Source organism: Microbacterium sp. NPDC057658 (assembly GCF_042799975.1).
GTDB lineage: Bacteria > Actinomycetota > Actinomycetes > Actinomycetales > Microbacteriaceae > Microbacterium.
In genome coordinates this window covers 2,531,173-2,554,261 of the sequence record NZ_JBHVHT010000001.1, presented here as the reverse complement: position 1 = coordinate 2,554,261, position 23,089 = coordinate 2,531,173, and the positions used below count along the sequence as shown (strand labels likewise).

The window sequence follows — 23,089 nt, the reverse complement described above, 5'->3', positions numbered from 1 at the left end:
ATCCCCATGCCCGCCACCCCTGTGCGTCGCCTCCTGCCCTTCGCCGCGCTCGCCGCCGCCACCGCCCTGGTGCTGACCGCGTGCGCCGGCCCGTCCACGGAGAGCGACGGCGGTGAGCTCGTGTGGTCGATCGAGGGCGCGAACTTGTCTGCGGGGCACATGGACCCGCAGGTGAGCCAGCTCGACGTCTCCGGCATGGTGCAGCGCGCGGTGCTCGACTCCCTGGTGTTCCAGGAGGATGACGGCACGTTCAGCCCGTGGCTCGCGAAGAGCTGGGACGTCTCGCCGGACAGCACGGAGTACACCTTCACGCTGCGCGACGACGTGACCTTCACCGACGGCGAGTCGTTCGATGCGGAGGCCGTGAAGGCGAACTTCGACCGGATCGTCGACCCGGAGACCGCCTCGGCCCAGGCGGCGAGCATGCTCGGTGCGGACTTTTACGCCGGAACCGAGGTCGTCGACGACCACACGGTGAAGGTCTCGTTCACGCAGCCGTATGCGCCGTTCCTGCAGGCGGCCAGCACCCCGCAGCTCGGCTTCTACTCGCCGGCCGTGCTCGCCGAGTCGGCCGACAAGCTCAAGGCGGGCGGCCCCGACGTCACGGTCGGCACCGGACCCTTCGTGCTCACCGAGTACACCGCCGACCAGGAGATCGTCTATACGCGCAACGACGACTACGCCTGGGGTCCGCACGAGACGAAGGCGCCGGCGTTCGAGACGCTGCGCGTGCAGATCCAGCCGGAGGCGTCGGTGCGCACCGGAGTGATCGAGAGCGGCGAAGCCGACCTCGCCAGCAACATCCCGCCGAACCAGGTCGCCGGTCTGGACGACGCCGGCGTCACGGTCGACTCGGTGGAGTACCCCGGACTGCCCTACTCGCTCTACCTGAACGAGAAGTACGGCGTCTTCGCCGACGAGAAGGTGCGGCAGGCGTTCGCCCGCGGCATCGACGTCGACGCGGCGGTCGAGGAGATCTACTTCGGGCAGTTCCCGCGGGCGTGGAGCGTCCTCGGCAGCACGACCCCGGGCTACGACGCGTCGCTGGAGGACTCCTGGCCGTTCGATCAGGACGCCGCGAACGCCCTGCTCGACGAGGCCGGCTGGACGGAGCGCGACGCGGACGGCATCCGCATGAAGGACGGCGAGCGCCTGTCCGTGCGATGGATCGCCTGGACCCCGGTCCCCGACGACCGCGCGGCGCTGGCCAACGCGATCCAGTCGGATCTCAAGGCCATCGGCTTCGAGGTGCAGCGCGAGGAGCTGGAGCCCGGTGCCTACAACGCCCAGTACGAGCCCAAGACGTTCGACCTCACCGACTGGGGCTTCTCCGGCGTGGACGCCGACTTCCTCCGTGCGCACCTGCACACCGACGGCTTCCAGAACGCCTCGCAGGTGAGCGACCCGGAGATCGACGCGCTCCTGGAAGAGGCCGTCGCGTCGAGTGATCAGGACGCCCGCAACGAGCTCTACACGCAGCTGCAGCAGTGGAACGCGGAGTACACCGCGATCGTCCCGCTCTACAGCCCCTCGGCGATCACAGCGGTCGGCGAGCGCGTGCAGGGTCTGGACTACGACCTCTACGGGCGGCCGCTCTTCTACGATGTGAGCCTCGGCTGACATCCGGCGGCCGTCGTTTCGAGGGAGCGGGCGGAGTGATCGAACCGTGACAGCGGTGCTCGGCCGCGCCCTCGGGCTCCTCGCCTCGGTGGTCATCGTGCTGTGGGGCGCCGCGACGGTGGCGTTCCTGGCCTTCCGGGTGATCCCCGGCGACCCGGTCTCGGTGATGCTGGGGCCGCAGGCGCAGGTGAGCGAGGCGGTGAAGGACGGCATCCGCGCCGATCTCGGTCTCGACCGCCCGCCGCTGGAGCAGTACGTCGGCTTCATCGGGCAGCTCGCCCGGGGTGACCTCGGCGAGTCGTACCAGCTGCGGCTGCCGGTGACCGAGGTCATCGGACGGCAACTGGGCGCGACCGTGCAGCTCTCGGCCCTGGCGCTGGGGATCGCCGTCGTCCTCGCCCTCGTTGTCGCGGTCTTCGTGCGGGGCCGTGTCGGGCGCACGGTGGCCGCCGGCGTCGAGCTCGTGGTGCTCTCCTCGCCGGTGTTCTGGATCGGGCTGCTGCTGCTCAGCGTCTTCGCGTTCGGTCTCGGCTGGTTCCCCGTCTCGGGCACCCGCAATCCGGCGACCATCGTCCTGCCGGCGATCACGCTCGCCCTCCCGGTGGCGGCGCTGCTCAGCCAGGTGCTGCGGGATGGGCTGATGCAGGCGGAGCGGATGCCGTTCGCGGAGACGGTCCGTGCGCGTGGCGCCGGGCCGACCTGGTTCACGCTGCGGCACGGGGTGCGGCACGGCGCCGCGTCGGCGGTCACCCTCGCGGCCTATCTCACCGGCTCGGTCCTCGGGGGCGCGGTTCTCGTCGAGACCGTGTTCGCCCGGCCCGGCCTGGGGCGGGTCACCCTCGCCGCCATCAACGACCGCGATCTCCCCGTCCTCACCGGGATCATCCTGCTGAGCGCTCTCGTGTTCGTCGTCATCAACGTGGTGGTGGAGCTCGTGCATCCGCTGATCGACCCCCGTGTCGCCGCCTCCTCCCGACCCGGAGTCGTCCGATGAGTCGGGGGCGGCGGATCCTGCTGGGCTCCGCCGCGGTCGTGCTGGTCGTGGTCGCCGTCGCCGCCCTGTGGCCGGGGCTGCTCGCCACGCACGATCCGCTGCAGACCGAGGTCCGGGCCGCTCTGCTGCCGCCGAGTGTCGAGCACCTCTTCGGCACCGATCAGAGCGGCCGCGACGTGTACTCCCGCGTGGTGTTCGGCGCGGGGCGCTCGGTCGGGATCGGGCTTCTCGCCACCGCCATCGCCCTCGCCGCGGGCCTGCTCGTGGGGGCGCTCGCCGGCATGTCGCCTCGGGGTGTGGACGTCACGCTCATGCGCATCAACGACGTGCTCATGGCGTTCCCGGAGTTCCTGGTGGCGCTCGTCGTGGTGGCCGTGCTGGGTCCGGGAACGGTGAACATCACCATCGCGGTGACGCTGGCCGCCGCACCCGTGTACGTGCGCCTCGCCCGCGTGCAGACCAGGACGCTGCGCGTGGCCGAGCATGTCGAGGCCGCCCGGATCCTCGGCGTGCCGCCGCTGCGGGCGTTCCGACGCCATGTCGTGCCCGGGGTGCTGGGTGCGCTGAGCGTGCTGGCGACCATCGGCATCGGGTCGAGCATCCTGGCCGCGGCCGGACTGAGCTTCCTGGGTCTCGGGCCGTCCGAGCCGACCCCGGAGTGGGGCCTCATGCTCGCCGGCGGGCGCAATGTGCTCGGACAGGCCTGGTGGGTGTCGGTCTTCCCCGGACTCGCGATCACGCTGACGGTGGTGTGCGCGACGGTGGTCGGACGCATCCTCCGGGCGCGGGCGGACGGGAGGGACGCATGAGTGCGGCGCTGGAGGTCGAGGGACTGCAGATCGCCTTCGCGGGGACTCCCGTCGTGGAGGACGTCTCGTTCACGGTGGACGCCGGCGAGTGCGTGGCGATCGTGGGGGAGTCGGGGGCGGGGAAGTCGCTCTCGGCCCGCGCTCTGCTCGGCCTCACGCCGTCGACGGCAGACGTCGCCGTCGACCGGCTCCGCATCGACGGGGTGGACGCCGCCCCCCTGACCGAGCGCGGCTGGCGGCGGCTCCGGGGGACCAGGATCGGCCTCGTCTCGCAGGACGCCCTCGTGTCACTGGACCCGTTGCGACGGATCGCGGACGAGATCGCCGAGCCGCTGCGGCTGCACCGCCTCGTGCGCGGACGCGCGGCCCTCGCTGCGCGGGTGCGGGAGCTTCTCGGACGGGTGTGGATGCCCGACCCCGACCGCCGTGCACGGCAGCGTCCGCAGGAGCTCTCCGGAGGGTTGCGGCAGCGCGCGCTCATCGCCTCGGCACTCGCCGGGAACCCCGCGGTGCTCGTCGCGGATGAGCCCACCACGGCCCTGGACGCGACCGTGCAGGCCCGGATCCTCGTGCTGCTGCGGGAGATCGCCGACGACGGCACCGCCGTGGTGTTCATCAGTCACGACTTCGCGGCCGTGCGGCGGGTGGCGGATCGCGTGCTCGTGATGAAGGACGGCGGGATCGTGGAGTCCGGCCCGGTCGCGGAGGTGCTCGCCGCCCCCCAGCACCCGTACACGCGGCAGCTCATCGCGGCGACGATGCATGAGCCGCGGGAGGAGCGTGCGGCGTCCTCGGACGTCGTGGTCGTCGCCGAGGAGGTGTCCAAGGCGTTCGGCGGGGTGGCCGCCGTCGTCGACGCCTCGTTCACGGTGTCTGCCGGTCGGACGCTGGGCATCGTCGGCGAATCCGGATCGGGCAAGACGACCCTCGCCCGGATGCTGGTGGGCGTCGAGAGGCCGGACACCGGAGTGCTGCGCTGGACCGGAACGCCGCGCGTGCAGCTCGTGCACCAGAACCCGCTCGGCGCCTTCGACCCGCGGTGGACGGTGGGGCGGTCGCTGGAGGAGGCGCTGGAGGCGGGAGGGGTGCCGCGTGGTGCCCGTCGGACGCGGGTGGCGGCGTTGCTCGCGGAGGTCGGGCTCGATGCGAGTCTGGCGGCGCGACGGCCGGCGGCGCTGTCGGGCGGGCAGCGGCAGCGGGCGGCCCTCGCGCGAGCGCTCGCGGCGGACCCGGACGTGCTGGTGCTGGACGAGCCCGTCTCGGCCCTCGACCCCTCCGTGCGCGAGCGGGTGCTCCGGCTCCTCGCGCGGGTGCAGGAGGAGCGGCGGCTCACGATGGTCTTCGTCTCCCACGACCTCGACGTCGTCGGCGCCGTCGCGGACGACGTCCTGGTCATGCAGGACGGCCGGATCGTCGAGCAGGGGCCCACGGCGGCGGTGTTCGCGGCGCCGCAGCATCCGTTCACCCGGGAGCTGCTCGCGGCCAGCGGCCCCGTCAGTCCGTGACGGTGATCCCGAGGCCCGTCGCCATCACCGGGGCGAGCTGCTGCACCTGCACCGACGAGAGCGTGGTGCCGCGCAGGCTCTGGACGTCGAGGTAGGAGAGCGCGTCGAGGCCGCGGAGGTCCACGTCCTTCGCGCGCAGGCCCCGGGGGTCGACCTCGTCGCTGCGCGAGGCCTGGAACCGGACGCGCGTCAGTTCGGCCTGCGGGATGTCGATCGTGCGGATGGCGCATCCCACGACGTCGAGGTCTTCAGCGCGGGCGGCGCCCAGGTTCAGGTAGTCGATGCGCACGTCCCGCAGCTCGAGCTCGGCCACGCGGGCGTCACCGAGGTCAAGGGTCCCGATGCGGCCGCCCGTGATCCGGAGTCGACGGATGCTCGCGTTCCGCAGCCGGAGCGACGCGATGCGCGGTTCGGGCAGGTCGACGTCGAGGAGCGTGGCCCCGGTGAGGTCGATGCTGTCGGCGTCCGCCTGGACCGCGCACTGCTCGAGCGTGGCGTACGCGAGGTCGACGGTGCCCGTGAGCTCCAGCGCGGCGGCGAGGAGGTCGGCGCGGCGCGCGGCTTCACGCGGCTCCAGCACGGGCGGGAGGTCGGGCGCGGACACACGGGGTGCGGTCGGGGAGTTCGGCATCCTCCGAGGCTATGTCCTCCCTCCGACACCCCCGCCCCTCCGTGCTCCTGCTCCGGTGCCAGGTCGCAGATCCTCACCATGTCGCCCCCTCTCGCGCAGCCCCTGCGACAGGAGTCCCAATCTGCGACCTGGCCCCGGCCCACCCCGGCCCTGACCCAGCTCCGTGGCTCCGGGCCTCAGCCTGCGAGAGATCGCTGATCTGCGCCGCGTCGCAGGCCCTCGGCAGGTTCCTCCGACGGGGGCGTGAATCTGCGACATCGAGCGGGGGTACGGAGCAGAGGGACTCGGGCTGCACAGGAGAGGGAGTGGGGGAGTTGTGCACAGAGGGTGGGAGGAGCCGGCTGAGTCGGGGAACGAGGGAGGGGCGGGGGGAGCAGCATCGAGGGCATGAACGGGATGAGGCGGGCACGGCTGCTGCAGGCGATGCGCGAGGTCGACGGAGTCGCACGGGTCGAGCGGCTGCGGGATCGCGGGGTCAGCCGATACGACCTCGAGATGGCGGTCGCGGAGCGGATGATCCAGCGGGTGCGAGTCGGGTGGGTGGCGCTGCCCGATGCCGATCCGCGTCGGGTGACCGCGGCGCAGCACGGTGTTCTGCTGACGTGCGTGACGCAGGCGCGGCGGCTGGGCATCTGGGTGCACGACGAGAGACCGCGCCTTCACCTCGCGGCCAGCCCGGGCAGCCGGGGCGGGAAGCCGCCGGAGGCCCGCGTGCACTGGGCTCGGCCCCTGGTCCCGCGACACCCCGATGCCCTGGAGGACCCGATCGAGAACGTGCTGAGCCTGGTCTCCACGTGCGAGCCGTACGAACAGGCGCTCGCGACCTGGGAGTCGGCATTGAACAAGGGGCTCGTCGACCGAGAGAGGCTGCTCCGACTCCGCTGGGGACCGCGCGGGCGGCGGCTCCTGGCCGAGGCGCTGCCGTTCGCGGATGCGGGGCTCGAGACCTACCTGCGCGTGCGACTGCGCTGGCTCCGGCTGCCGCTGCGCTTCCAGACGTGGATCGCCGGGCACCGAGTGGACGCCCTGATCGGCGAGCGGCTCGTGCTGCAGATCGACGGCGGCACGCATGTCGGAGCCCAGCGCGACCAGGACAACCGTCACGATGCGGAGCTGAAGCTGCGCGGCTACCACGTCATCCGTCTGGGCTATCACCAGGTGATGGACGAGTGGCCCGCGGTGCAGGACCTCCTCATGCGCGCCGTCGCCCAGGGACTGCATCGTGCTCGCACGGCGTGATGTCGCAGATCCCGCCCCGGGTCGCAGGGATGTCTCCAGATCCTGCGACGTCGAAGAGAATCCGCGGGAGGAGGAGCACGCGTACAATGGGCACACGAGCATCGATCCGGCCATCACCGGGGAGCTCTCGGAAGAACGGTCCGGCGACGGACTCAGTAGAACCGAGCGGGGCAGGCCCGTCACAGCCGCAGTGAGAGTGGTCCGTGGGTCTCTGAGCTTGTCGAGGGGACGCAGGGGCACGCGAGGTGGTACCGCGGTCCGCGAGGATCGTCCTCGCAGCAGCATCCGCCACGACGACCACTGCGAGAGACCATGACCTACCCGCGCTCCTCCTTCGGCCCCGCTGCCGACCAGGCCACCACTGTGGCGCCGAGCCCCCGCTTCCCGCAGATCGAGGAGGAGGTGCTCGACTTCTGGAAGACCGACGACACCTTCCGCGCCTCCATCGAGCAGCGCGAGGGTGCCCCCGAGTGGGTGTTCTACGACGGCCCTCCCTTCGCGAACGGTCTGCCGCACTACGGCCACCTGCTCACGGGCTACGCGAAGGACGTGTTCCCGCGCTTCCAGACCATGATCGGGCACAAGGTCGACCGCGTCTTCGGATGGGACACCCACGGGCTCCCCGCCGAGCTCGAGGCGATGAAGCAGCTCGGGATCACCGAGAAGAGCGAGATCGAGGAGATGGGGATCGACGTCTTCAACGAGAAGGCGCGCTCCTCGGTCCTGAAGTACACGCGGGAGTGGGAGGACTACGTCACCCGCCAGGCCCGGTGGGTGGACTTCGAGCGCGGCTACAAGACGCTCGACCTCGGCTACATGGAGAGCGTGCTCTGGGCCTTCAAGACCCTGTACGACAAGGGGCTCGCCTACGAGGGGTACCGTGTGCTCCCGTACTGCTGGCGCGATGAGACGCCGTTGTCCGCCCACGAGCTGCGCATGGACGACGACGTCTACCAGATGCGACAGGACCCGTCGGTCACGGTCACCTTCCCGCTCACCGGCGCGAAGGCCGAGGCGCTCGGGCTCACCGGCGTGCGCGCCCTCGCCTGGACGACGACCCCCTGGACCCTGCCGACCAACCTCGCGCTCGCCGTGGGGCCGGACATCGAGTACGTCGTGCTGCCCGCCGGTCCCGCCGGCGCCTCCGACGTGCACCAGGGACGCGCCGCTCCCTCGGCCGACCAGCTCGCGGTCGAGGCCTCCGCGCACCGCTACCTGCTCGCGAAGGATCTGCTCGGCGGGTATGCCAAGGACCTCGGTTACGAGAGCCCGGAGGACGCGCTCGCCGCGGTCGACGCCACGCTGCGCGGTGCAGAGTTGGCGGACGTCACCTACGACCGCCTGTTCGACTACTACGCGGACGAGGAGACCTACGGCACGGGGAACGCCTGGCGCATCCTCGTCGACGACTACGTCACCACCACCGACGGCACCGGCATCGTCCACCAGGCACCCGCCTACGGTGAGGACGACCAGCGCGTCGCCGGCGCCGCGGGCATCCCGACGATCCTGTCGCTCGACGACGGCGGGCGCTTCCTCCCGAACGTCACGGATGTCGCGGGCGAGCTGTGGATGGACGCGAACACCCCGCTCGTGCGGATCATCCGCGACAACGGCCGTCTGGTCCGGCTGCAGAGCTACGAGCACTCCTACCCGCACTGCTGGCGCTGCCGGAACCCCCTCATCTACAAGGCCGTGTCGAGCTGGTTCATCCGGGTCACCGACATCAAGGACGACCTCCTCGCGAACAACGAGCAGATCACCTGGGTGCCGGAGAACGTGAAGGAGGGGCAGTTCGGCAAGTGGCTCGAGGGCGCCCGCGACTGGTCGATCAGCCGCAACCGCTACTGGGGCTCGCCCATCCCGATCTGGAAGAGCGACGACCCGGAGTACCCGCGCGTAGACGCCTACGGCTCGCTGGAGGAGCTGGAGCGCGATTTCGGCACGCTGCCGCGCAACCCGGAGGGCGAGGTGGACCTGCACCGCCCCTACATCGACGATCTGACCAGGCCGAACCCCGACGACCCCACGGGCAAGAGCACGATGCGGCGCATCGGCGACGTCTTCGACGTGTGGTTCGACTCCGGCTCGATGCCGTACGCCCAGGTGCACTATCCGTTCGAGAACCAGGAGTGGTTCGACTCGCACTCCCCGGCGGACTTCATCGTGGAGTACATCGGCCAGACCCGCGGCTGGTTCTACGTCATGCACGTGCTCTCGACGGCGCTGTTCAACCGCCCGGCGTTCACGGGCGTCAGCTGCCACGGCATCGTGCTCGGCAGCGACGGCTACAAGATGTCGAAATCGCTGCGGAACTACCCCGACGTGTCCGAGGTTCTGGACCGCGACGGGTCTGACGCGATGCGCTGGTTCCTGATGTCGAGCGCAGTGCTCCGCGGCGGCAACCTCATCGTCACCGAGGAGGGCATCCGGTCCGGCGTGCGGGAGTTCCTGCTGCCGCTGTGGAACTCGTGGTACTTCTTCGCGACGTATGCGAATGCTTCGACAGGCTCAGCAACCCAGGGAGGAGCAGGCTCAGCAACCCAGGGAGGCGGGTACGAGGCATCGTGGCGCACCGACTCGACCGACGTCCTCGACCGGTACATCCTCGCGCGGCTGGGCGACCTCGTCCGCGAGGTCCGGGCCGATCTGGAGGGTCTGGACTCGACCACCGCGTCCGCGCGACTGCGCGACTTCGCCGAGGTGCTGACGAACTGGTACATCCGCCGTTCGCGCGACCGGTTCTGGGTGGGCGTGACGGACGACCCGAAGAGCCGCGAGGCGTTCGACACCCTGTACACCGTGCTGGAGACGCTGTGCCGCGTGGCCGCGCCGCTCGTCCCGCTCATCAGCGAGCGCGTGTGGCAGGGGCTCACCGGCGGGCGCAGCGTGCACCTGCAGGACTGGCCGGATGCGGATCAGTTCCCCGCCGCCGACGAGATCCGCGACGCCATGGATGCCGTCCGTGAGCTGTCGAGCGTCGGCAACGCGCTGCGCAAGAAGGAGAAGCTGCGCGTGCGCCTGCCGCTCGCACGGCTCACGGTGGTCTCTCCGCTCGCGGCCGACCTCGGTCAGTTCGAGGACATCCTCCGCGAAGAGCTCAACGTGAAGACCGTGGAGCTCGTCCCGCTGACCGATGAGGCAGCCGGGGAGTACGGCATCAGCCACCGGCTGAGCGTGAACGCCCGCGCCGCGGGTCCGCGCCTCGGCAAGGACGTGCAGAAGGCCATCCAGGCCGCGCGCTCGGGTGACTGGTCCGAGACCGACGGCGTCGTGACCGCCGGCGGCATCGCGCTGGAGCCCGCCGAGTACGACCTCGTCCTCGAGACCACGGGTCGCCCCGAGGGGGAGGCCCTGGCCATCGTCCCTTCCGGAGGGTTCGTCCTGCTCGACACCGACACGACGCCGGAGCTGGAGGCCGAGGGCATCGCCCGCGACGCCATCCGCGTCGTGCAGGAGGCGCGCAAGAACGCCGGGCTCGACGTCAGCGACCGGATCGTGCTGGCCCTCAACGCCGCTCCCGCGGAGGCGGCGGCGCTGGAGACCCATGCCGACCTCATCGCCGCCGAGACGCTCGCCGTGGCGTTCGCCGTGCAGCCGACCGACGACCTCGACCGGCTCGTCGACGAGGTCACCAGCCCCGGAGACGGCGTGCATCGGAGCGGGGCGAAGGCCCTCGGGGCCGGGAAGGCGCCGCTCCTCGTCACGATCGACACGAACCTGGAGAAGGTGGGCGCATGAGTGCGAGAGACCGGGCCGACGCCGTCTACGAGACGCTGCTGAGCCGTGCCGGGGAACGCTGGGTGCAGCCACGCAAGGAGCGGACGGCGCGGATCCTCGAGTACCTCGACGATCCGCAGCGCACCTACCGCGTCATCCACATCACCGGCACCAACGGCAAGACGTCGACCGCGCGGATGATCGAGAGCCTGCTGCGTGCCCATGACCTGCGCACCGGCCTGTTCACGAGCCCGCACCTGGAGCGCTTCACGGAGCGCATCATGATCGACGGCGAGCCGATCTCCGATGAGGCCGTCGCCGACGCCTGGGACGAGATCGAGCCCTTCGTGGGGATCGTCGACGCCGAGCTCGAGGCGGCAGGGGAGGCCCCCCTGACGTTCTTCGAGCTGCTCACGGTCCTCGCCTTCGTCGCGGTCGCCGACGCGCCCGTCGACGTGCTCGTCCTCGAGGTCGGCATGGGTGGCGAGTGGGACTCGACGAACACCGCGGACGGCGACGTGGCGGTGTTCGCTCCGATCGACATCGACCACGCGGACCGCCTGGGAAGCACGATCGCCGAGATCGCCCAGGTCAAGGCCGGCATCATCAAGGAGGGCGCCGCGGTCGTCTCCGCCCAGCAGCCGGCCGAGGCCGCCGAGGTGCTGCGCCGCGTAGCCGCGGAGCGCCATGCCACCATCGCCTTCGAAGGCGAGGACTTCGGGCTCGCCGAGCAGAAGCTCGCCGTCGGCGGTCAGCTCCTCACCATCCGGGGCCTCGCGGGGCAGTACGAGGAGGAGTACCTGCCGCTGTACGGCGCGCACCAGGGCCACAACGCCGCGCTGGCCGTCGCCGCCGTCGAGTCGCTCATCGGCGGCGCCGGCCAGGCGATCGCCGGCGGAGTGATCTCCGACGGACTCCAGGGCAGCACGTCTCCCGGCCGCCTGCAGCTCCTCGGCATCGCTCCCACCGTCATCGTCGACGCCGCGCACAACCCGCACGGCGCCGCGGCGCTCGCCCAGGCGCTGGACGACAGCTTCGACTTCGACGAGTGGGGCCTGGTGCTCGGCGTCCTCGCGGACAAGGACGCGGCGGGGATCGTCGCGCGGCTCGCGCCGGCCGCCGCTCACGTCTTCGCGACCGCGCCGGAGTCGGACCGCGCCAGCGATGCCGACCTCATCGCCGATCTCGTCGAACAGGCCGGACAGCGCGCCACCGTGCACCCGTCCCTCGCAGACGCCGCGGACGCGGCCCGGGAATGGGCGGCCTCGTCGGATCGTCGGGCCGTGGTCATCGCCGGCTCCGTCGTGCTCGCGGGCGAGGCGATCGCGCTCTCCGAAGAGGAGGACTGGAAGTCGGGGTGGCGCGCATGAGTGCCGCCGCCCCGCGTCGACCGCGCGCCCCGCGCACCCTCGTGCAGAAGCTCGCCCCGGTGGTGCTCGGCTTCGAGGCGATCGTCGTCTTCCTCGTCGGCCTCACCATCTTCGGCCTGAAGGCTCTGCCGGCGGGCATCGAGCAGTGGTGGGGGATCGTGGGCGGTGCCGTCGTGGCCGTGGCCTGCGTCGTCATCGCGGGCATGATCACGAAGCCCTGGGCGATCCCCGCCGGGTGGATCGTGCAGATCGTGGTCGCGTTGTCGGCCATCGCCGTCCCTGCGGTGCTTCTCGTCGTCCTGATTTTCGGCGGCATGTGGGCGTATGCGACCATCATGGGGGCCCGCCTGGACGCACGACGCCCGAGCGGGGCTCCGACCGCGCAGAACGCAGACACAGAGAGTGAATGACATGGCCACCGAAGAAACCCTCGTCCTCGTCAAGCCGGACGGTGTCGCCCGCGGCCTCACCGGCACGATCCTCGCTCGCATCGAGGCGAAGGGCTACGCGCTCGTCGACATCCGCCTCGTCGAGCCCGACCGCGACCTGCTCGCCGCACACTACGCCGAGCACGAGGGCAAGCCGTTCTACGAGCCCCTGCTCGAGTTCATGATGTCCGGCCCCTCGGTGGCGATCCGTCTCGCCGGCAACCGTGTCATCGAGGGCTTCCGCTCTCTCGCCGGCACGACCGACCCCACGACCGCCGCGCCCGGCACCATCCGTGGTGACTTCGGTCGCGACTGGGGCCTCAAGGTGCAGCAGAACCTCGTGCACGGCTCGGACAGCCCCGAGTCGGCCGCCCGCGAGCTGGGCATCTGGTTCGACTGATCCCGATCCTCACGACGAAGCCCGTCCGCCGGAATGGCGGACGGGCTTCGTCGTTCTCACGGAGAGATCAGAAGAGGATCTTCGCCATCTCGCCGAGGAAGTCGAGTCCCTGCAGCTGCGCGAGGAAGATGATGAGCGCGTACGCGATGACGGTCGCCAGCGGCACCCACGGCATGAGCTTCTCGGCGCGCGCTCGGACCTTCGCGTTGCTTGTGAAGGTGCCGTTGCGGGCCAGATGGACCGTCGTGGCGAAGAAGGTGGGGATCGTCACGGCCCAGGTGACCATGCACCAGGGGCAGAGCACGAAGAGGCTGTACAGGCTCTGCGCGATCAACCAGCACACGAGGCCGAAGGCGAAGGTGATGCCCGCCCCGAACGCCGCCCAGAACCACCGCGGGAACCGCGCCCCGGCGAGGATCGCGACGCCGACGACGAGCGGCGCCATCCAGCCGGTGAGACCGATGATCGGGTTCGGGAAGCCGAACACCGATCCCTGCCACGACTGCAGGTTGACGCTGCACTGGATGAACGGGCTGAGATCGCACCCGAGCGCTTCCTGCGGCTTCTCCAGCAGTGCGAACTTCTCGACGGTGAGCTGGAAGGCGGCGTACCAGCCGATGACGCTCGCGATGATCAACCACACGGCATAGACGACGGGGCGGGTGCGCTGCTCGCTCATGCTCAGGATTATCCCAGCGACGGCTATGGAAAGGGCGAGAACCGCCCGGAGAAAACGGGTGGTGAGCGACGGGATGCCGCGATCGGACCGACTTGGTGCGATAATGACCTGTGATGCGATGAACGGCGTTGCCGCGACACGCGTCGAGCAGACTTCGGGGCCCATGCCCCACGCGACCAGAGCCATGAGCCGGTCGCAGGCCGATTGAGTTCGCGGCACCCGCGGGTGCCGCATGAGATTTCACGGGACACGCAGTGGACCGTGCCAGGGAGCACGCCAGAGATGGCCGATGAGAACAATGACAACAACGCCCCCGCCCTCGACGCCCCGGCTGATGCCGCGGAGCCGCTGACGGCGCCCACCGACGCCGCAGAGCTCGAGGCGGAGAGCGAGGCTCCCGCAGCGCAGGCTCTGTCCGAGGACGTCCCTGCGGAGTCCGAAACTCCCGCGGAGTCTGAGGCTCCTGCCGAGCCCGAGGCCCCTGCGGAGTCCGAGGCTCCTGCGGAGTCCGAAACTCCCGCGGAGTCCGAAACTCCTGCCGAGCCCGAGGTCCCTGCGCAGCCGGAGAAGCCCGCGCCGGTCACCGCCGTGTCGCTCGGACTGCTGCCCGAGGTCTTCGTGTCGCAGGTGTCGACCCAGCTGCACTTCTACGCACCGGAGATCGTCCCGCTTCCTGCTCGCCCCGGTCGCGACGACCGTGCGCCGGAGCGCGACCAGGACGAGTCCGGGGGAGGCCGCCGGGGGCGTCGTCGCCGTGGCGGCTCCGAAGGCGACGACCAGCAGCGCGACGAGCCGCGGCAGCGTCAGCGCGTCGTCGAGTACATCACCGAGCCGAAGGCGATCAAGGGCTCGACGCGCCTCGAGGCCAAGAAGCAGCGCCGTCGTGACGGCCGCGACGCCGGTCGTCGTCGTCCGGTCGTGACCGAGGCCGAGTTCCTCGCACGCCGGGAGTCCGTCGACCGCAAGATGGTCGTGCGCTCCAAGAACGGCCGCACGCAGATCGGCGTGCTGGAGGACGGCGTGCTCGTGGAGCACTACGTCGCCCGCAACCAGGACGCCTCGCTGATCGGCAACGTCTACCTCGGTCGCGTGCAGAACGTGCTTCCCAGCATGGAGGCCGCGTTCGTCGACATCGGTCGCGGCCGCAACGCCGTGCTCTACTCGGGCGAGGTCGACTGGGACGGCGTCGAGACCGGCAACCAGCCCCGTCGCATCGAACTGGCGCTCAAGCCGGGCGATCGCGTGCTCGTCCAGGTCACCAAGGACCCCGTGGGTCACAAGGGCGCCCGCCTCACGAGCCAGATCTCGCTGCCCGGCCGCTACCTGGTGTACGTGCCCGGCGGCTCGATGAACGGCATCAGCCGCAAGCTGCCCGACAACGAGCGCGCGCGACTCAAGCGCATCCTCAAGGAGGTGCTGCCGGAGTCGTCCGGCGTGATCGTCCGCACGGCGGCCGAGGGCGCCACCGAGGAGCAGCTGACCCGCGACGTGCAGCGCCTCACCTCGCAGTGGGAGCACATCCAGAAGCAGGTCGAGAGCCAGCAGGCCCCCGCGCTCCTGCACGCCGAGCCCGACCTGCTCGTGAAGATCGTCCGTGATGTCTTCAACGAGGATTTCACGAAGATGCTCATCCAGGGCGAGGAGTCGCAGCGCACGATCCGGGCGTACCTGGAGAGCGTCGCGCCCGACCTGCTCGAGCGCGTCGAGGCCTATGAGGACGACGTCGACCCCTTCGACGCGTTCCGCATCACCGAGCAGATCGAGAAGGCGCTGGACCGCAAGGTGTGGCTGCCCTCCGGCGGCTCGCTCGTGATCGACCGCACCGAGGCCATGACGGTCGTCGACGTCAACACCGGCAAGTTCGTCGGCTCTGGCGGAAACCTCGAGGAGACCGTCACCAAGAACAACCTCGAGGCCGCGGAGGAGATCGTCCGCCAGCTGCGTCTGCGGGACATCGGCGGCATCATCGTCGTCGACTTCATCGACATGGTGCTGGAGTCCAACCGCGACCTCGTGCTGCGTCGACTCATCGAGTGCCTGAGCCGCGACCGGACGAAGCACCAGGTCGCCGAGGTCACCTCGCTCGGTCTCGTGCAGATGACGCGCAAGAAGCTCGGCCTCGGCCTGCTGGAGACCTTCAGCGAGGCGTGCGAGGTGTGTGCGGGTCGCGGCGTGATCGTCCACCACGACCCGGTCGTGAAGCACCGCGCGAACGGCAACGGCAACAACAACAACAACGGCGGCAACGGCAACGGCGGACGCCGCCAGCGCGGCAACGGCGGCAACGGCAACGGGAACGGCGGCGGAAACCACTCCGCCCCCGCCGCCCCGCCGGTGACCCACAGCATCACCGAGGGGGCCAAGTCGGCCCTCGCGCAGATCGCCGCATCCACGATCGCGCCTGCCGGTGACGCGGTCGCCGAGGCTCCCGCCGCCGAGCCCGCACCGGCTCCCGCGTCCGAGCGCCCGAAGAAGGCCCGGAAGAAGCGCGGCGACCGCAAGGGGCCGAAGACGCCGACCGAGGAGCTTCTCGACTCGGTCCTGGACGCGCTCCCGGAGCCCAAGGCGCCGGGTCAGGGTCGTGGACGGCGTCGGGTCACCACTGCCGCGCTGTCCGGCACGCCGGTGTCCGTGAGCTCGGAGGCGTCAGCGGCGCCGGTCGCGTCCGCGGACCCGGAGGCCTGACGCGATCAGGCGGGTCACCAGCTCCCTGCCGGAGACGTGCTGTGCACCGCCGGCGATGAGCCGGGGGACCGCGTCCTCAGGGACGTCGTAGTGATCGAGGTCGAAGGCCCGCGCCGGGATCCCGTGGCTGCGCGCGAACGCGTGCAGCTCGTCGAGGTTGTCGTCGCTGACCAGGTGCGCCCACAGGCGTCCGTGGGCGGGCCAGCGGGGGTCGTCGACGAGTACGGTCACTCCGTCAGCCTACGACCGGCCCCGTCACGCGGCTCACTTTGCGAGGTCGTCCGGCATCCGGTAAAGTAGTCCCTTGGTGCGCATGCCGCCTCGTCCTCGACGGCCGAAGCGGAGAGTCTTGCATTCGCGCCCGTCGTACCAGCGACGCATGCAAGCAACAGTCTTCCCGTGAGATTCTCGGAGCCGCGTGCTCCCCAACGAAACAGGTATGAAGTGGTTTACGCAGTAGTGCGCGCCGGTGGCCGGCAGGAGAAGGTCGAGGTCGGCACCATCGTTCAGCTCGACCGTGTTCAGGCTGCCCAGGGCGACAAGATCCAGCTGCCCGCCGTGCTGCTCGTCGACGGCTCCACGGTGACCACCGACGCCGACGCGCTGGCGAAGGTCACCGTCACGGCTGAGGTCGTCGGCAACCTCCGCGGCCCGAAGATCGTCATCCAGAAGTACAAGAACAAGACCGGCTACAAGAAGCGTCAGGGCCACCGCCAGGAGCTCACGCGCGTCAAGATCACCGGCATCAAGTAAGACCGAGGAGACCAGGACATGGCACACAAAAAGGGCGCAAGCTCCACCCGTAACGGTCGTGACTCCAACGCACAGCGCCTCGGCGTGAAGCGCTTCGGCGGTCAGCAGGTCCTCGCCGGCGAGATCATCGTCCGCCAGCGCGGCACCCACTTCCACCCCGGCGCCAACGTCGGCCGTGGTGGCGACGACACGCTGTTCGCTCTGGCCGCCGGTGCGGTCGAGTTCGGCGCGAAGGGCGGCCGCAAGGTCGTCAACATCGTCGCTGCTGCTGAGTGATCACAGCACCACGCTAAACATCCGGTTCGGGGCGGGCTTCGGCTCGCCCCGTCCGTGTATCTGCCGTCAGGCACCCTGAGCAACCGAAGGACTCGCACATGGTCACGTTCGTCGACACCGTCACTCTGCACCTGCGTGCAGGCAAGGGCGGCAACGGCTGCGTCTCCGTGCACCGGGAGAAGTTCAAGCCCCTGGGCGGTCCGGACGGCGGCAACGGCGGCGACGGCGGCGACATCGTGCTCGTCGCCGACACGCAGACCGGCACGCTGCTGTCGTACCACCACTCGCCGCACCGCTCGTCGGGCAACGGCGGACCGGGAATGGGCGACCACCGCTCCGGCTTCGACGGCGAGACCCTGGAGCTTCCCGTCCCGGTCGGCACCGTGGTCAAGAACCCGAACGGCGACGTCCTGATCGACATGATCGAGCCGGGCGAGCGCTTCGTCGTGGCCGCGGGCGGTCAGGGCGGACTGGGCAACGCGGCCCTGGCGACCCCCAAGCGCAAGGCTCCCGGGTTCGCTCTGCTCGGCACCCCGGGCTTCGAGGGCGATGTCGTGCTCGAGCTCAAGACCGTCGCCGACGTGGCCCTCGTGGGCTATCCCTCCGCGGGCAAGTCGAGCCTCATCGGCGCGATCTCGGCCGCACGGCCCAAGATCGCCGACTACCCCTTCACGACGCTGCACCCGAACCTCGGTGTGGTCCAGGTGGAGGACTTCCGCTACACCGTCGCCGATGTGCCCGGCCTCATCGAGGGCGCCAGCGAGGGCCGCGGGCTCGGACTCGAGTTCCTGCGGCACGTGGAGCGCTGCTCCGCCCTGCTGCACGTGCTCGACTGCGCGACGCTGGAGCCGAACCGCGACCCCATCTCCGACCTCGACGTCATCCTCGCCGAGCTGGCCGCGTACGAGGTGCCGGAGGGGCAGACGCCGCTGCTGGAGCGCCCGCAGTTCGTGGCGCTGAACAAGGTCGACGTGCCGGAGGCCCGTGACCTCGCCGACCTCGTGCGTCCTGACCTGGAAGCCCGTGGTTTCCGGGTGTTCGAGATCTCCACGGTCTCGCACGAGGGCCTGCGCCCCCTCACGCTCGCCCTCGGCGAGCTGGTCGAGCAGCACCGCAAGGAGACCGCGGTCGAGGCGCCGCGCGAGCGCGTCGTCATCCGGCCGAAGGGCTCCGTGAAGCCGTTCACGATCCGCGTCGAGGGCGGCACTTACGGCAACATCTACCGCATCCTCGGCGAGAAGCCGGTGCGCTGGGTGCAGCAGACCGACTTCCAGAACGAGGAGGCCGTGGGCTACCTCGCCGACCGCCTGGAGAAGCTGGGCGTCGAGGACGAGCTCTTCCGCCTCGGCGCCGTGCAGGGTTCGACCGTCGTCATCGGCGAAGGCGACAGCATCGTCTTCGACTGGGAGCCGACGATGAGCTCCGCCGCCGAGCTCATGACCGCGCCCCGCGGCACCGACCCGCGTCTGGCGCCGAACGCCCGCCGCACCACGTCCGAGCGGCGCGAGCAGTACTACGAGCGCATGGACGCCAAGGCGCAGGCGCGCGCCGAGCTGGAGGCCGAGCGCCTGGCCACCTACCGCGAGGACGAGGCGTGACCGCACGCACGCGCGCCGACCTCGCGACGGCGACGCGGATCGTCGTGAAGGTGGGCTCGTCGTCCATCAGCGGCGAGTCGTCCTGGCGCATCCCGGTGCTCGTCGAGGCGCTGGCCGCGGCGCACGCCCGCGGAGCAGAGGTCGTGCTCGTGTCGTCGGGAGCGATCGCGTCCGGCATCCCCTTCCTCCGCCTGGACGCGCGGCCCACCGACCTCGCCACGCAGCAGGCCGCGGCCGCGGTCGGCCAGAACATCCTCGTCTACCGGTATCAGGAGGCCCTGCGGCCCTTCGACATCGTCGCCGGTCAGGTGCTGCTCACCACCGGAGACCTCGAGAACCCGACGTCGCGGTCGAACGCGCGTCGCGCCATGGAGCGTCTGCTGGGGCTGCGCATCCTGCCGATCGTGAACGAGAACGACACCGTCGCGACGCAGGAGATCCGCTTCGGCGACAACGACCGGCTCGGCGCTCTCGTCGCCCAGCTCATCGAGGCCGACGCGCTCATCCTCCTCAGCGACATCGAGTCGCTGTACACGCGCCCGCCGAGCGATCCCGGCGCGGAGCCCATCGACATCGTGGCCCCCGACGCCGATCTCTCCGGGCTGGAGTTCGGCGCCACCGTCGTCAACAGCGTCGGCACCGGGGGAGCGGCCACGAAGGTCTCCGCCGCCCGGCTGGCCGCGGCTTCCGGCATCGGCGTCCTCGTGACCAGCGCGGACCTCGTCGCCCAGGCGCTCGCGGGTGCCGACATCGGAACCTGGTTCGAGCCGGCCACCTCCTAGACTGGGCGGATGACCGACCTCACCCCTCAGACGCGCCTGGAGCGGGCCAAGGAGGCCTCGCGGGAGACCGCCGCCCTCACCAGCGACGACAAGGCGCGGGCGCTGGAAGCCGTCGCCGTCGCCCTCGAGGCGAACGCCGCCCGGATCATCGAGGCCAACGAGCGCGACGTCGCGCGCGGGCGTGACGACGGCATCGGCGAGTCCCTCATCGATCGGCTCCGCCTCGACGAGAAGCGGGTGTCGGCTCTCGCAGCCGCCGTCCGGCAGGTGGCCGCGCTGCCCGATCCCGTCGGCCGGGTGGTGGGTGGCCATCGGATGCCCAACGGCGTGGCCCTCGAGCAGGTGCGCGTCCCGTTCGGGGTGGTCGGCGCGATCTACGAGGCGCGTCCCAACGTGACCGTCGACATCGCGGCTCTCGCGCTGCGATCCGGCAATGCCGTGGTCCTGCGCGGAGGCAGCGCCGCGCGCGATTCGAACACGGTGCTCGTCGACGTGATGCGCGCCGCCGTCGGGACGGCGGGCGTGACGCCGGAGGCGATCCAGACCGTCGACGACTTCGGGCGCGACGGGGCGAAGGCGCTCATGCACGGCCGCGGCTTCATCGACGTGCTCGTGCCGCGCGGCAGCGCCGGTCTCATCGAGACCGTCGTGACGGAGTCGACCGTGCCGGTCATCGAGACGGGTGCGGGGAACGTGCACATCCTGCTCGACGAGAGCGCCCCGGACGACTGGGCCTGCGACATCGTCGTGAACGCCAAGGTGCAGCGGCCGAGCGTGTGCAACGCGGTCGAGACGGTCCTCGTGCACCGGCAGGCCGCCCCGCGGCTGATCCCCCTCGTCGCGAGCGCGCTCATGAGCGAGGGCGTGGCGATCCACGGCGACGATGTCGTGGCGGGCCTCGTCGCCAACGTGATCCCGGCCACGGAGGAGGACTGGGCCACCGAGTACCTCAGCCTCGACGTCGCCATGAAGGTGGTCGACAGCCTCGACGACGCTCTCGACCACATCCGCCGCTACAGCACGGGTCACACGGAGTCGATCATCACCACCGACGCGCGCAACGCGGAACGCTTCCTGGCCGAAGTCGACTCCGCGGTCGTGATGGCCAACGCCTCGACCCGGTTCACCGACGGGGCCGAGTTCGGCTTCGGCGCCGAGGTCGGGATCTCGACGCAGAAGCTGCACACGCGCGGTCCGATGGGGCTCGCCGAACTGACCAGTACGAAATGGCTCGCGCGTGGGGCCGGTCAGACGCGCGGGTGAGGGCTAGACTGGGGGACGCTGTATCCCCACAGGACCCCCGAGACAGCACGCCACGAACGGAGTCAGGATGAACCTCGTCGCACAGATCGCGATGGCCGCCGCAGAGACCGAGCACCACGGCAACGTGGCCCTCGACACCCTGATCTTCGGAGTCATCGCCGCGATCGTGTTCGCCGCGCTCGGGATCGTGACGCTGTCGTACAAGAACGTCGCGAACCGTCACTCGGCGAAGGCCGAGGCCTGGGCGGCCAAGCACGGCAAGGACCACGAGGCGGGACACGGCCACTAGGCCCTCATGAGCACCGCGACCACGCGCGCACCGCGCATCGGCGTGATGGGCGGCACCTTCGATCCGATCCATCACGGCCACCTGGTCGCCGCCAGCGAGGTCGCGCACTCGTTCGATCTCGACGAGGTGGTGTTCGTCCCGACGGGTCGCCCGTGGCAGAAGGCGGACGTGACGCCCAGCGAGCACCGCTACCTGATGACCGTGATCGCCACGGCGTCCAATCCGCAGTTCACAGTGAGCAGAGTCGACATCGACCGCGCGGGACCGACGTACACGATCGACACCCTCCGCGATCTCAAGGCCCAGCGTCCGGACGCCGAGCTGTTCTTCATCAGTGGCGCCGATGCCGTGGCGCAAATTCTCAGTTGGAGAGACCATGATGAACTGTGGGAGTTGGCCCACTTCGTCGCGGTCTCCCGCCCAGGACACGTTCTGAGCATCGACGGCCTCCCGAGCGACGACGTCAGCCAGCTCGAGGTGCCGGCGCTGTCGATCTCGTCGACGGACTGTCGTGAGCGTGTCCGTGACGATCAACCGGTCTGGTACCTCGTCCCCGACGGGGTCGTCCAGTACATCGCGAAGCATCATCTGTATCGGAGCAAGGCATGAGCACATCGGATCAGCGAGGTCCGCTGACGCGGAAGCAGCTGCGGGAGATCCGGTTGACGGGATCCACCCCGATCATCAGCGAGGAAGAGGCCAAGGCCGCCGCGGAGTCCGCTCCTCCCGCCCAGCCGCTGCCCCGCGCCGCCGAGCCCGTCGTCGTCCCCCCGGCGCCGGTCGCCGAAGGCCCCGTCGAGCCCGGCGCCGCTCCGCTGACCCGCCGCCAGGCGCGGGAGCAGGAGAAGATCAAGACCGCCTCGGTCCCGGTCCACGGCGCGGAGGATCAGGCCGGGCACGACGTCGCGGCGGATCAGCAGCCGGCGGCACCGACGGAGGAGGACGACGTCGTCGATGACGAGGTCGCCGCGGAGCCCGTCAGCGCCGCCGACGTCGCCGATACCGTCGGCACGGTGCCCCTCGTCGAGGACGAGGGTGCGCAGACGGAGTCGGCTCCGGAGGATCTGTCGGAGGTACTCGGCGTCTCCGCGGAGGACGAGGCCTCGGACGAGGATCTCCTCGAGGAGGAGGTCGACGACGACATCGAGGCGGGCGAGCGCCCGACCGTGAGCCCGACGTTCGGGGAGGGGGTGCTCCAGGAGGATGCACCCGCCGAGCCCGCGCCGTTCCGTCCCTCGTTCGACGAGCTGCTCACCTCGAACGACTCCGGGGGCACCCAGCACTCGGCACCGAACGCCCTGATCTTCACGCCGTCGGCCGGCGAGGGTTCGCTGTCCGGGCCGGTGGCCTCCACGGGCGAGATCCTCGTCACGGGGTCCTACGAACTGCCCAAGGGGCTCGGTTCGCAGGGGCACGCTCACGGCACCACGGACGGCAAAGAGGTCGACGCCGTCCTCATCGACGGGGAACTCCCGCCCGCGTCGTCCCCGACTCCGATCGCGGCGAGCTCCGCGGTCAGCACCATCAAGCCCGCCGGCGAGGTGATCCGTCCGCCGGCACCCGAGAAGGGCAACCGGCTGATGCTGATCGCCGCCATCGTCGCGGGCGCCCTCGCGCTGGGCCTGGGCACGGCCCTGGTCATCGCCTTCACAGGAAACGTCTTCTGATGCAATCACCCGAAACCGCCGAAGAGATGCTGCGCATCGCCGCCGACGCCGCCGTGGCCAAGGGCGGTGAGGACCTCGTCGCACTGAACGTCTCCGAGCCGCTTCCGCTCGTCGACATCTTCCTCCTCGTGACCGGCAACAGCGAGCGGAACGTCGCCGCGATCGCCGACGAGATCGAGGACCGTCTCGTCGAGTCCGGACACAAGCGCGTGCGCCGGGAGGGGCGTGCCGAGGCGCGCTGGGTGCTGCTGGACTTCGGCGACCTCATCGTCCACGTCTTCCACCAGGAGGAGCGGGTCTACTACGGCCTGGAGCGTCTGTGGAAGGATTGCCCGGTCATCCCGCTCGAAGTCGCCGAAGCGTCGGCTGACAACGCCTGAC

At 70.5% G+C, this 23,089-nt stretch carries 22 protein-coding genes; 19 read left to right on the top strand and 3 right to left on the bottom strand.

Translation table 11 applies throughout. The features are described from left to right. The first annotated feature begins 6 nt into the window (after nucleotides 1-6). From ACFU8V_RS12310 to ACFU8V_RS12295, 4 genes are read left to right on the top strand one after another with little or no spacing between them, the layout of a single operon-like run. Nucleotides 7-1,620 (top strand): ABC transporter substrate-binding protein, encoded by a 1,614-nt coding sequence (locus ACFU8V_RS12310; protein ID WP_378871466.1) that lies wholly within the window; start codon nucleotides 7-9, stop codon nucleotides 1,618-1,620. A gap of 46 nt (nucleotides 1,621-1,666) precedes the next feature. Then, nucleotides 1,667-2,614 (top strand): ABC transporter permease, encoded by a 948-nt coding sequence (locus ACFU8V_RS12305; protein WP_378871463.1) that lies wholly within the window; start codon nucleotides 1,667-1,669, stop codon nucleotides 2,612-2,614. Further along, nucleotides 2,611-3,423, top strand: coding sequence for an ABC transporter permease (locus ACFU8V_RS12300; RefSeq protein ID WP_378871460.1), 813 nt, complete (start codon nucleotides 2,611-2,613; stop codon nucleotides 3,421-3,423). The genes ACFU8V_RS12305 and ACFU8V_RS12300 overlap by 4 nt, the downstream gene beginning before the upstream one ends. Beyond that, nucleotides 3,420-4,928 carry an ATP-binding cassette domain-containing protein gene (locus tag ACFU8V_RS12295; RefSeq protein WP_378871457.1) on the top strand — a complete coding sequence of 503 codons (1,509 nt, stop codon included), beginning with the start codon at nucleotides 3,420-3,422 and terminating at the stop codon, nucleotides 4,926-4,928. Before ACFU8V_RS12300 ends, ACFU8V_RS12295 begins: the two co-directional genes overlap by 4 nt. On the opposite strand, the gene ACFU8V_RS12290 is transcribed toward ACFU8V_RS12295, so the two are convergent. Continuing rightward, nucleotides 4,918-5,559 (bottom strand): pentapeptide repeat-containing protein, encoded by a 642-nt coding sequence (locus tag ACFU8V_RS12290; protein WP_378871454.1) that lies wholly within the window; start codon nucleotides 5,557-5,559, stop codon nucleotides 4,918-4,920. The two genes, ACFU8V_RS12295 and ACFU8V_RS12290, sit on opposite strands and share 11 nt — an antisense overlap. 387 nt (nucleotides 5,560-5,946) lie before the next feature. On the opposite strand from ACFU8V_RS12290, the gene ACFU8V_RS12285 reads away from it, so the two are divergent. The 5 genes from ACFU8V_RS12285 (at nucleotide 5,947) to ndk (ending at nucleotide 12,716) form a co-directional block, all read left to right on the top strand. Then, nucleotides 5,947-6,798, top strand: coding sequence for an endonuclease domain-containing protein (locus tag ACFU8V_RS12285; RefSeq protein WP_378871451.1), 852 nt, complete (start codon nucleotides 5,947-5,949; stop codon nucleotides 6,796-6,798). Between the two features lie 312 nt (nucleotides 6,799-7,110). Beyond that, nucleotides 7,111-10,539, top strand: coding sequence for an isoleucine--tRNA ligase (gene ileS, locus ACFU8V_RS12280; protein WP_249521166.1), 3,429 nt, complete (start codon nucleotides 7,111-7,113; stop codon nucleotides 10,537-10,539). Next, nucleotides 10,536-11,888, top strand: coding sequence for a folylpolyglutamate synthase/dihydrofolate synthase family protein (locus ACFU8V_RS12275; RefSeq protein WP_062766693.1), 1,353 nt, complete (start codon nucleotides 10,536-10,538; stop codon nucleotides 11,886-11,888). Before ileS ends, ACFU8V_RS12275 begins: the two co-directional genes overlap by 4 nt. Next, nucleotides 11,885-12,298, top strand: coding sequence for a DUF4233 domain-containing protein (locus ACFU8V_RS12270; RefSeq protein WP_231729450.1), 414 nt, complete (start codon nucleotides 11,885-11,887; stop codon nucleotides 12,296-12,298). Before ACFU8V_RS12275 ends, ACFU8V_RS12270 begins: the two co-directional genes overlap by 4 nt. A 1-nt stretch (nucleotide 12,299) precedes the next feature. Then, nucleotides 12,300-12,716 carry a nucleoside-diphosphate kinase gene (gene ndk, locus ACFU8V_RS12265; RefSeq protein ID WP_071329548.1) on the top strand — a complete coding sequence of 139 codons (417 nt, stop codon included), beginning with the start codon at nucleotides 12,300-12,302 and terminating at the stop codon, nucleotides 12,714-12,716. A 67-nt stretch (nucleotides 12,717-12,783) separates the two neighbouring features. Here ndk and ACFU8V_RS12260 read toward each other — a convergent pair whose 3' ends face one another. Further along, on the bottom strand, nucleotides 12,784-13,395 hold the full coding sequence (locus ACFU8V_RS12260; protein ID WP_378871446.1) for a vitamin K epoxide reductase family protein: 612 nt from the start codon (nucleotides 13,393-13,395) through the stop codon (nucleotides 12,784-12,786). 282 nt (nucleotides 13,396-13,677) lie between these two features. Here ACFU8V_RS12260 and ACFU8V_RS12255 point away from each other — a divergent pair, with 282 nt between their 5' ends. After that, nucleotides 13,678-16,080, top strand: coding sequence for an Rne/Rng family ribonuclease (locus ACFU8V_RS12255; RefSeq protein WP_378871443.1), 2,403 nt, complete (start codon nucleotides 13,678-13,680; stop codon nucleotides 16,078-16,080). Here ACFU8V_RS12255 and ACFU8V_RS12250 read toward each other — a convergent pair. After that, nucleotides 16,042-16,311 carry a DUF4031 domain-containing protein gene (locus ACFU8V_RS12250; protein ID WP_062766684.1) on the bottom strand — a complete coding sequence of 90 codons (270 nt, stop codon included), beginning with the start codon at nucleotides 16,309-16,311 and terminating at the stop codon, nucleotides 16,042-16,044. The two genes, ACFU8V_RS12255 and ACFU8V_RS12250, sit on opposite strands and share 39 nt — an antisense overlap. A gap of 213 nt (nucleotides 16,312-16,524) precedes the next feature. On the opposite strand from ACFU8V_RS12250, the gene rplU reads away from it, so the two are divergent. From rplU to rsfS, 9 genes are all read left to right on the top strand, one after another. Next, nucleotides 16,525-16,833: a 50S ribosomal protein L21 gene (gene rplU / locus ACFU8V_RS12245; RefSeq protein ID WP_025104973.1), complete on the top strand. Its 309-nt coding sequence runs from the start codon at nucleotides 16,525-16,527 to the stop codon at nucleotides 16,831-16,833. An 18-nt stretch (nucleotides 16,834-16,851) separates the two neighbouring features. Next, nucleotides 16,852-17,109: a 50S ribosomal protein L27 gene (rpmA, locus tag ACFU8V_RS12240; RefSeq protein ID WP_025104972.1), complete on the top strand. Its 258-nt coding sequence runs from the start codon at nucleotides 16,852-16,854 to the stop codon at nucleotides 17,107-17,109. A gap of 98 nt (nucleotides 17,110-17,207) precedes the next feature. Beyond that, nucleotides 17,208-18,707, top strand: coding sequence for a GTPase ObgE (obgE, locus tag ACFU8V_RS12235; RefSeq protein ID WP_025104971.1), 1,500 nt, complete (start codon nucleotides 17,208-17,210; stop codon nucleotides 18,705-18,707). Beyond that, on the top strand, nucleotides 18,704-19,489 hold the full coding sequence (gene proB / locus ACFU8V_RS12230) for a glutamate 5-kinase (RefSeq protein ID WP_025104970.1): 786 nt from the start codon (nucleotides 18,704-18,706) through the stop codon (nucleotides 19,487-19,489). Before obgE ends, proB begins: the two co-directional genes overlap by 4 nt. Nucleotides 19,490-19,498: 9 nt before the next feature. After that, entirely contained in the window at nucleotides 19,499-20,752 is a 1,254-nt protein-coding gene (locus ACFU8V_RS12225; RefSeq protein ID WP_025104969.1) for a glutamate-5-semialdehyde dehydrogenase, read from the top strand. 67 nt (nucleotides 20,753-20,819) lie between these two features. Beyond that, nucleotides 20,820-21,041 carry a hypothetical protein gene (locus ACFU8V_RS12220; protein WP_025104968.1) on the top strand — a complete coding sequence of 74 codons (222 nt, stop codon included), beginning with the start codon at nucleotides 20,820-20,822 and terminating at the stop codon, nucleotides 21,039-21,041. Between the two features lie 6 nt (nucleotides 21,042-21,047). Beyond that, on the top strand, nucleotides 21,048-21,650 hold the full coding sequence (nadD, locus tag ACFU8V_RS12215; RefSeq protein ID WP_029989831.1) for a nicotinate-nucleotide adenylyltransferase: 603 nt from the start codon (nucleotides 21,048-21,050) through the stop codon (nucleotides 21,648-21,650). Continuing rightward, nucleotides 21,647-22,708: a hypothetical protein gene (locus tag ACFU8V_RS12210; protein ID WP_025104966.1), complete on the top strand. Its 1,062-nt coding sequence runs from the start codon at nucleotides 21,647-21,649 to the stop codon at nucleotides 22,706-22,708. Before nadD ends, ACFU8V_RS12210 begins: the two co-directional genes overlap by 4 nt. Next, a complete protein-coding gene (gene rsfS / locus ACFU8V_RS12205; protein ID WP_025104965.1) occupies nucleotides 22,708-23,088 on the top strand; it encodes a ribosome silencing factor in 381 nt (126 codons plus the stop codon). The genes ACFU8V_RS12210 and rsfS overlap by 1 nt, the downstream gene beginning before the upstream one ends. Nucleotide 23,089 lies beyond the last annotated feature (1 nt).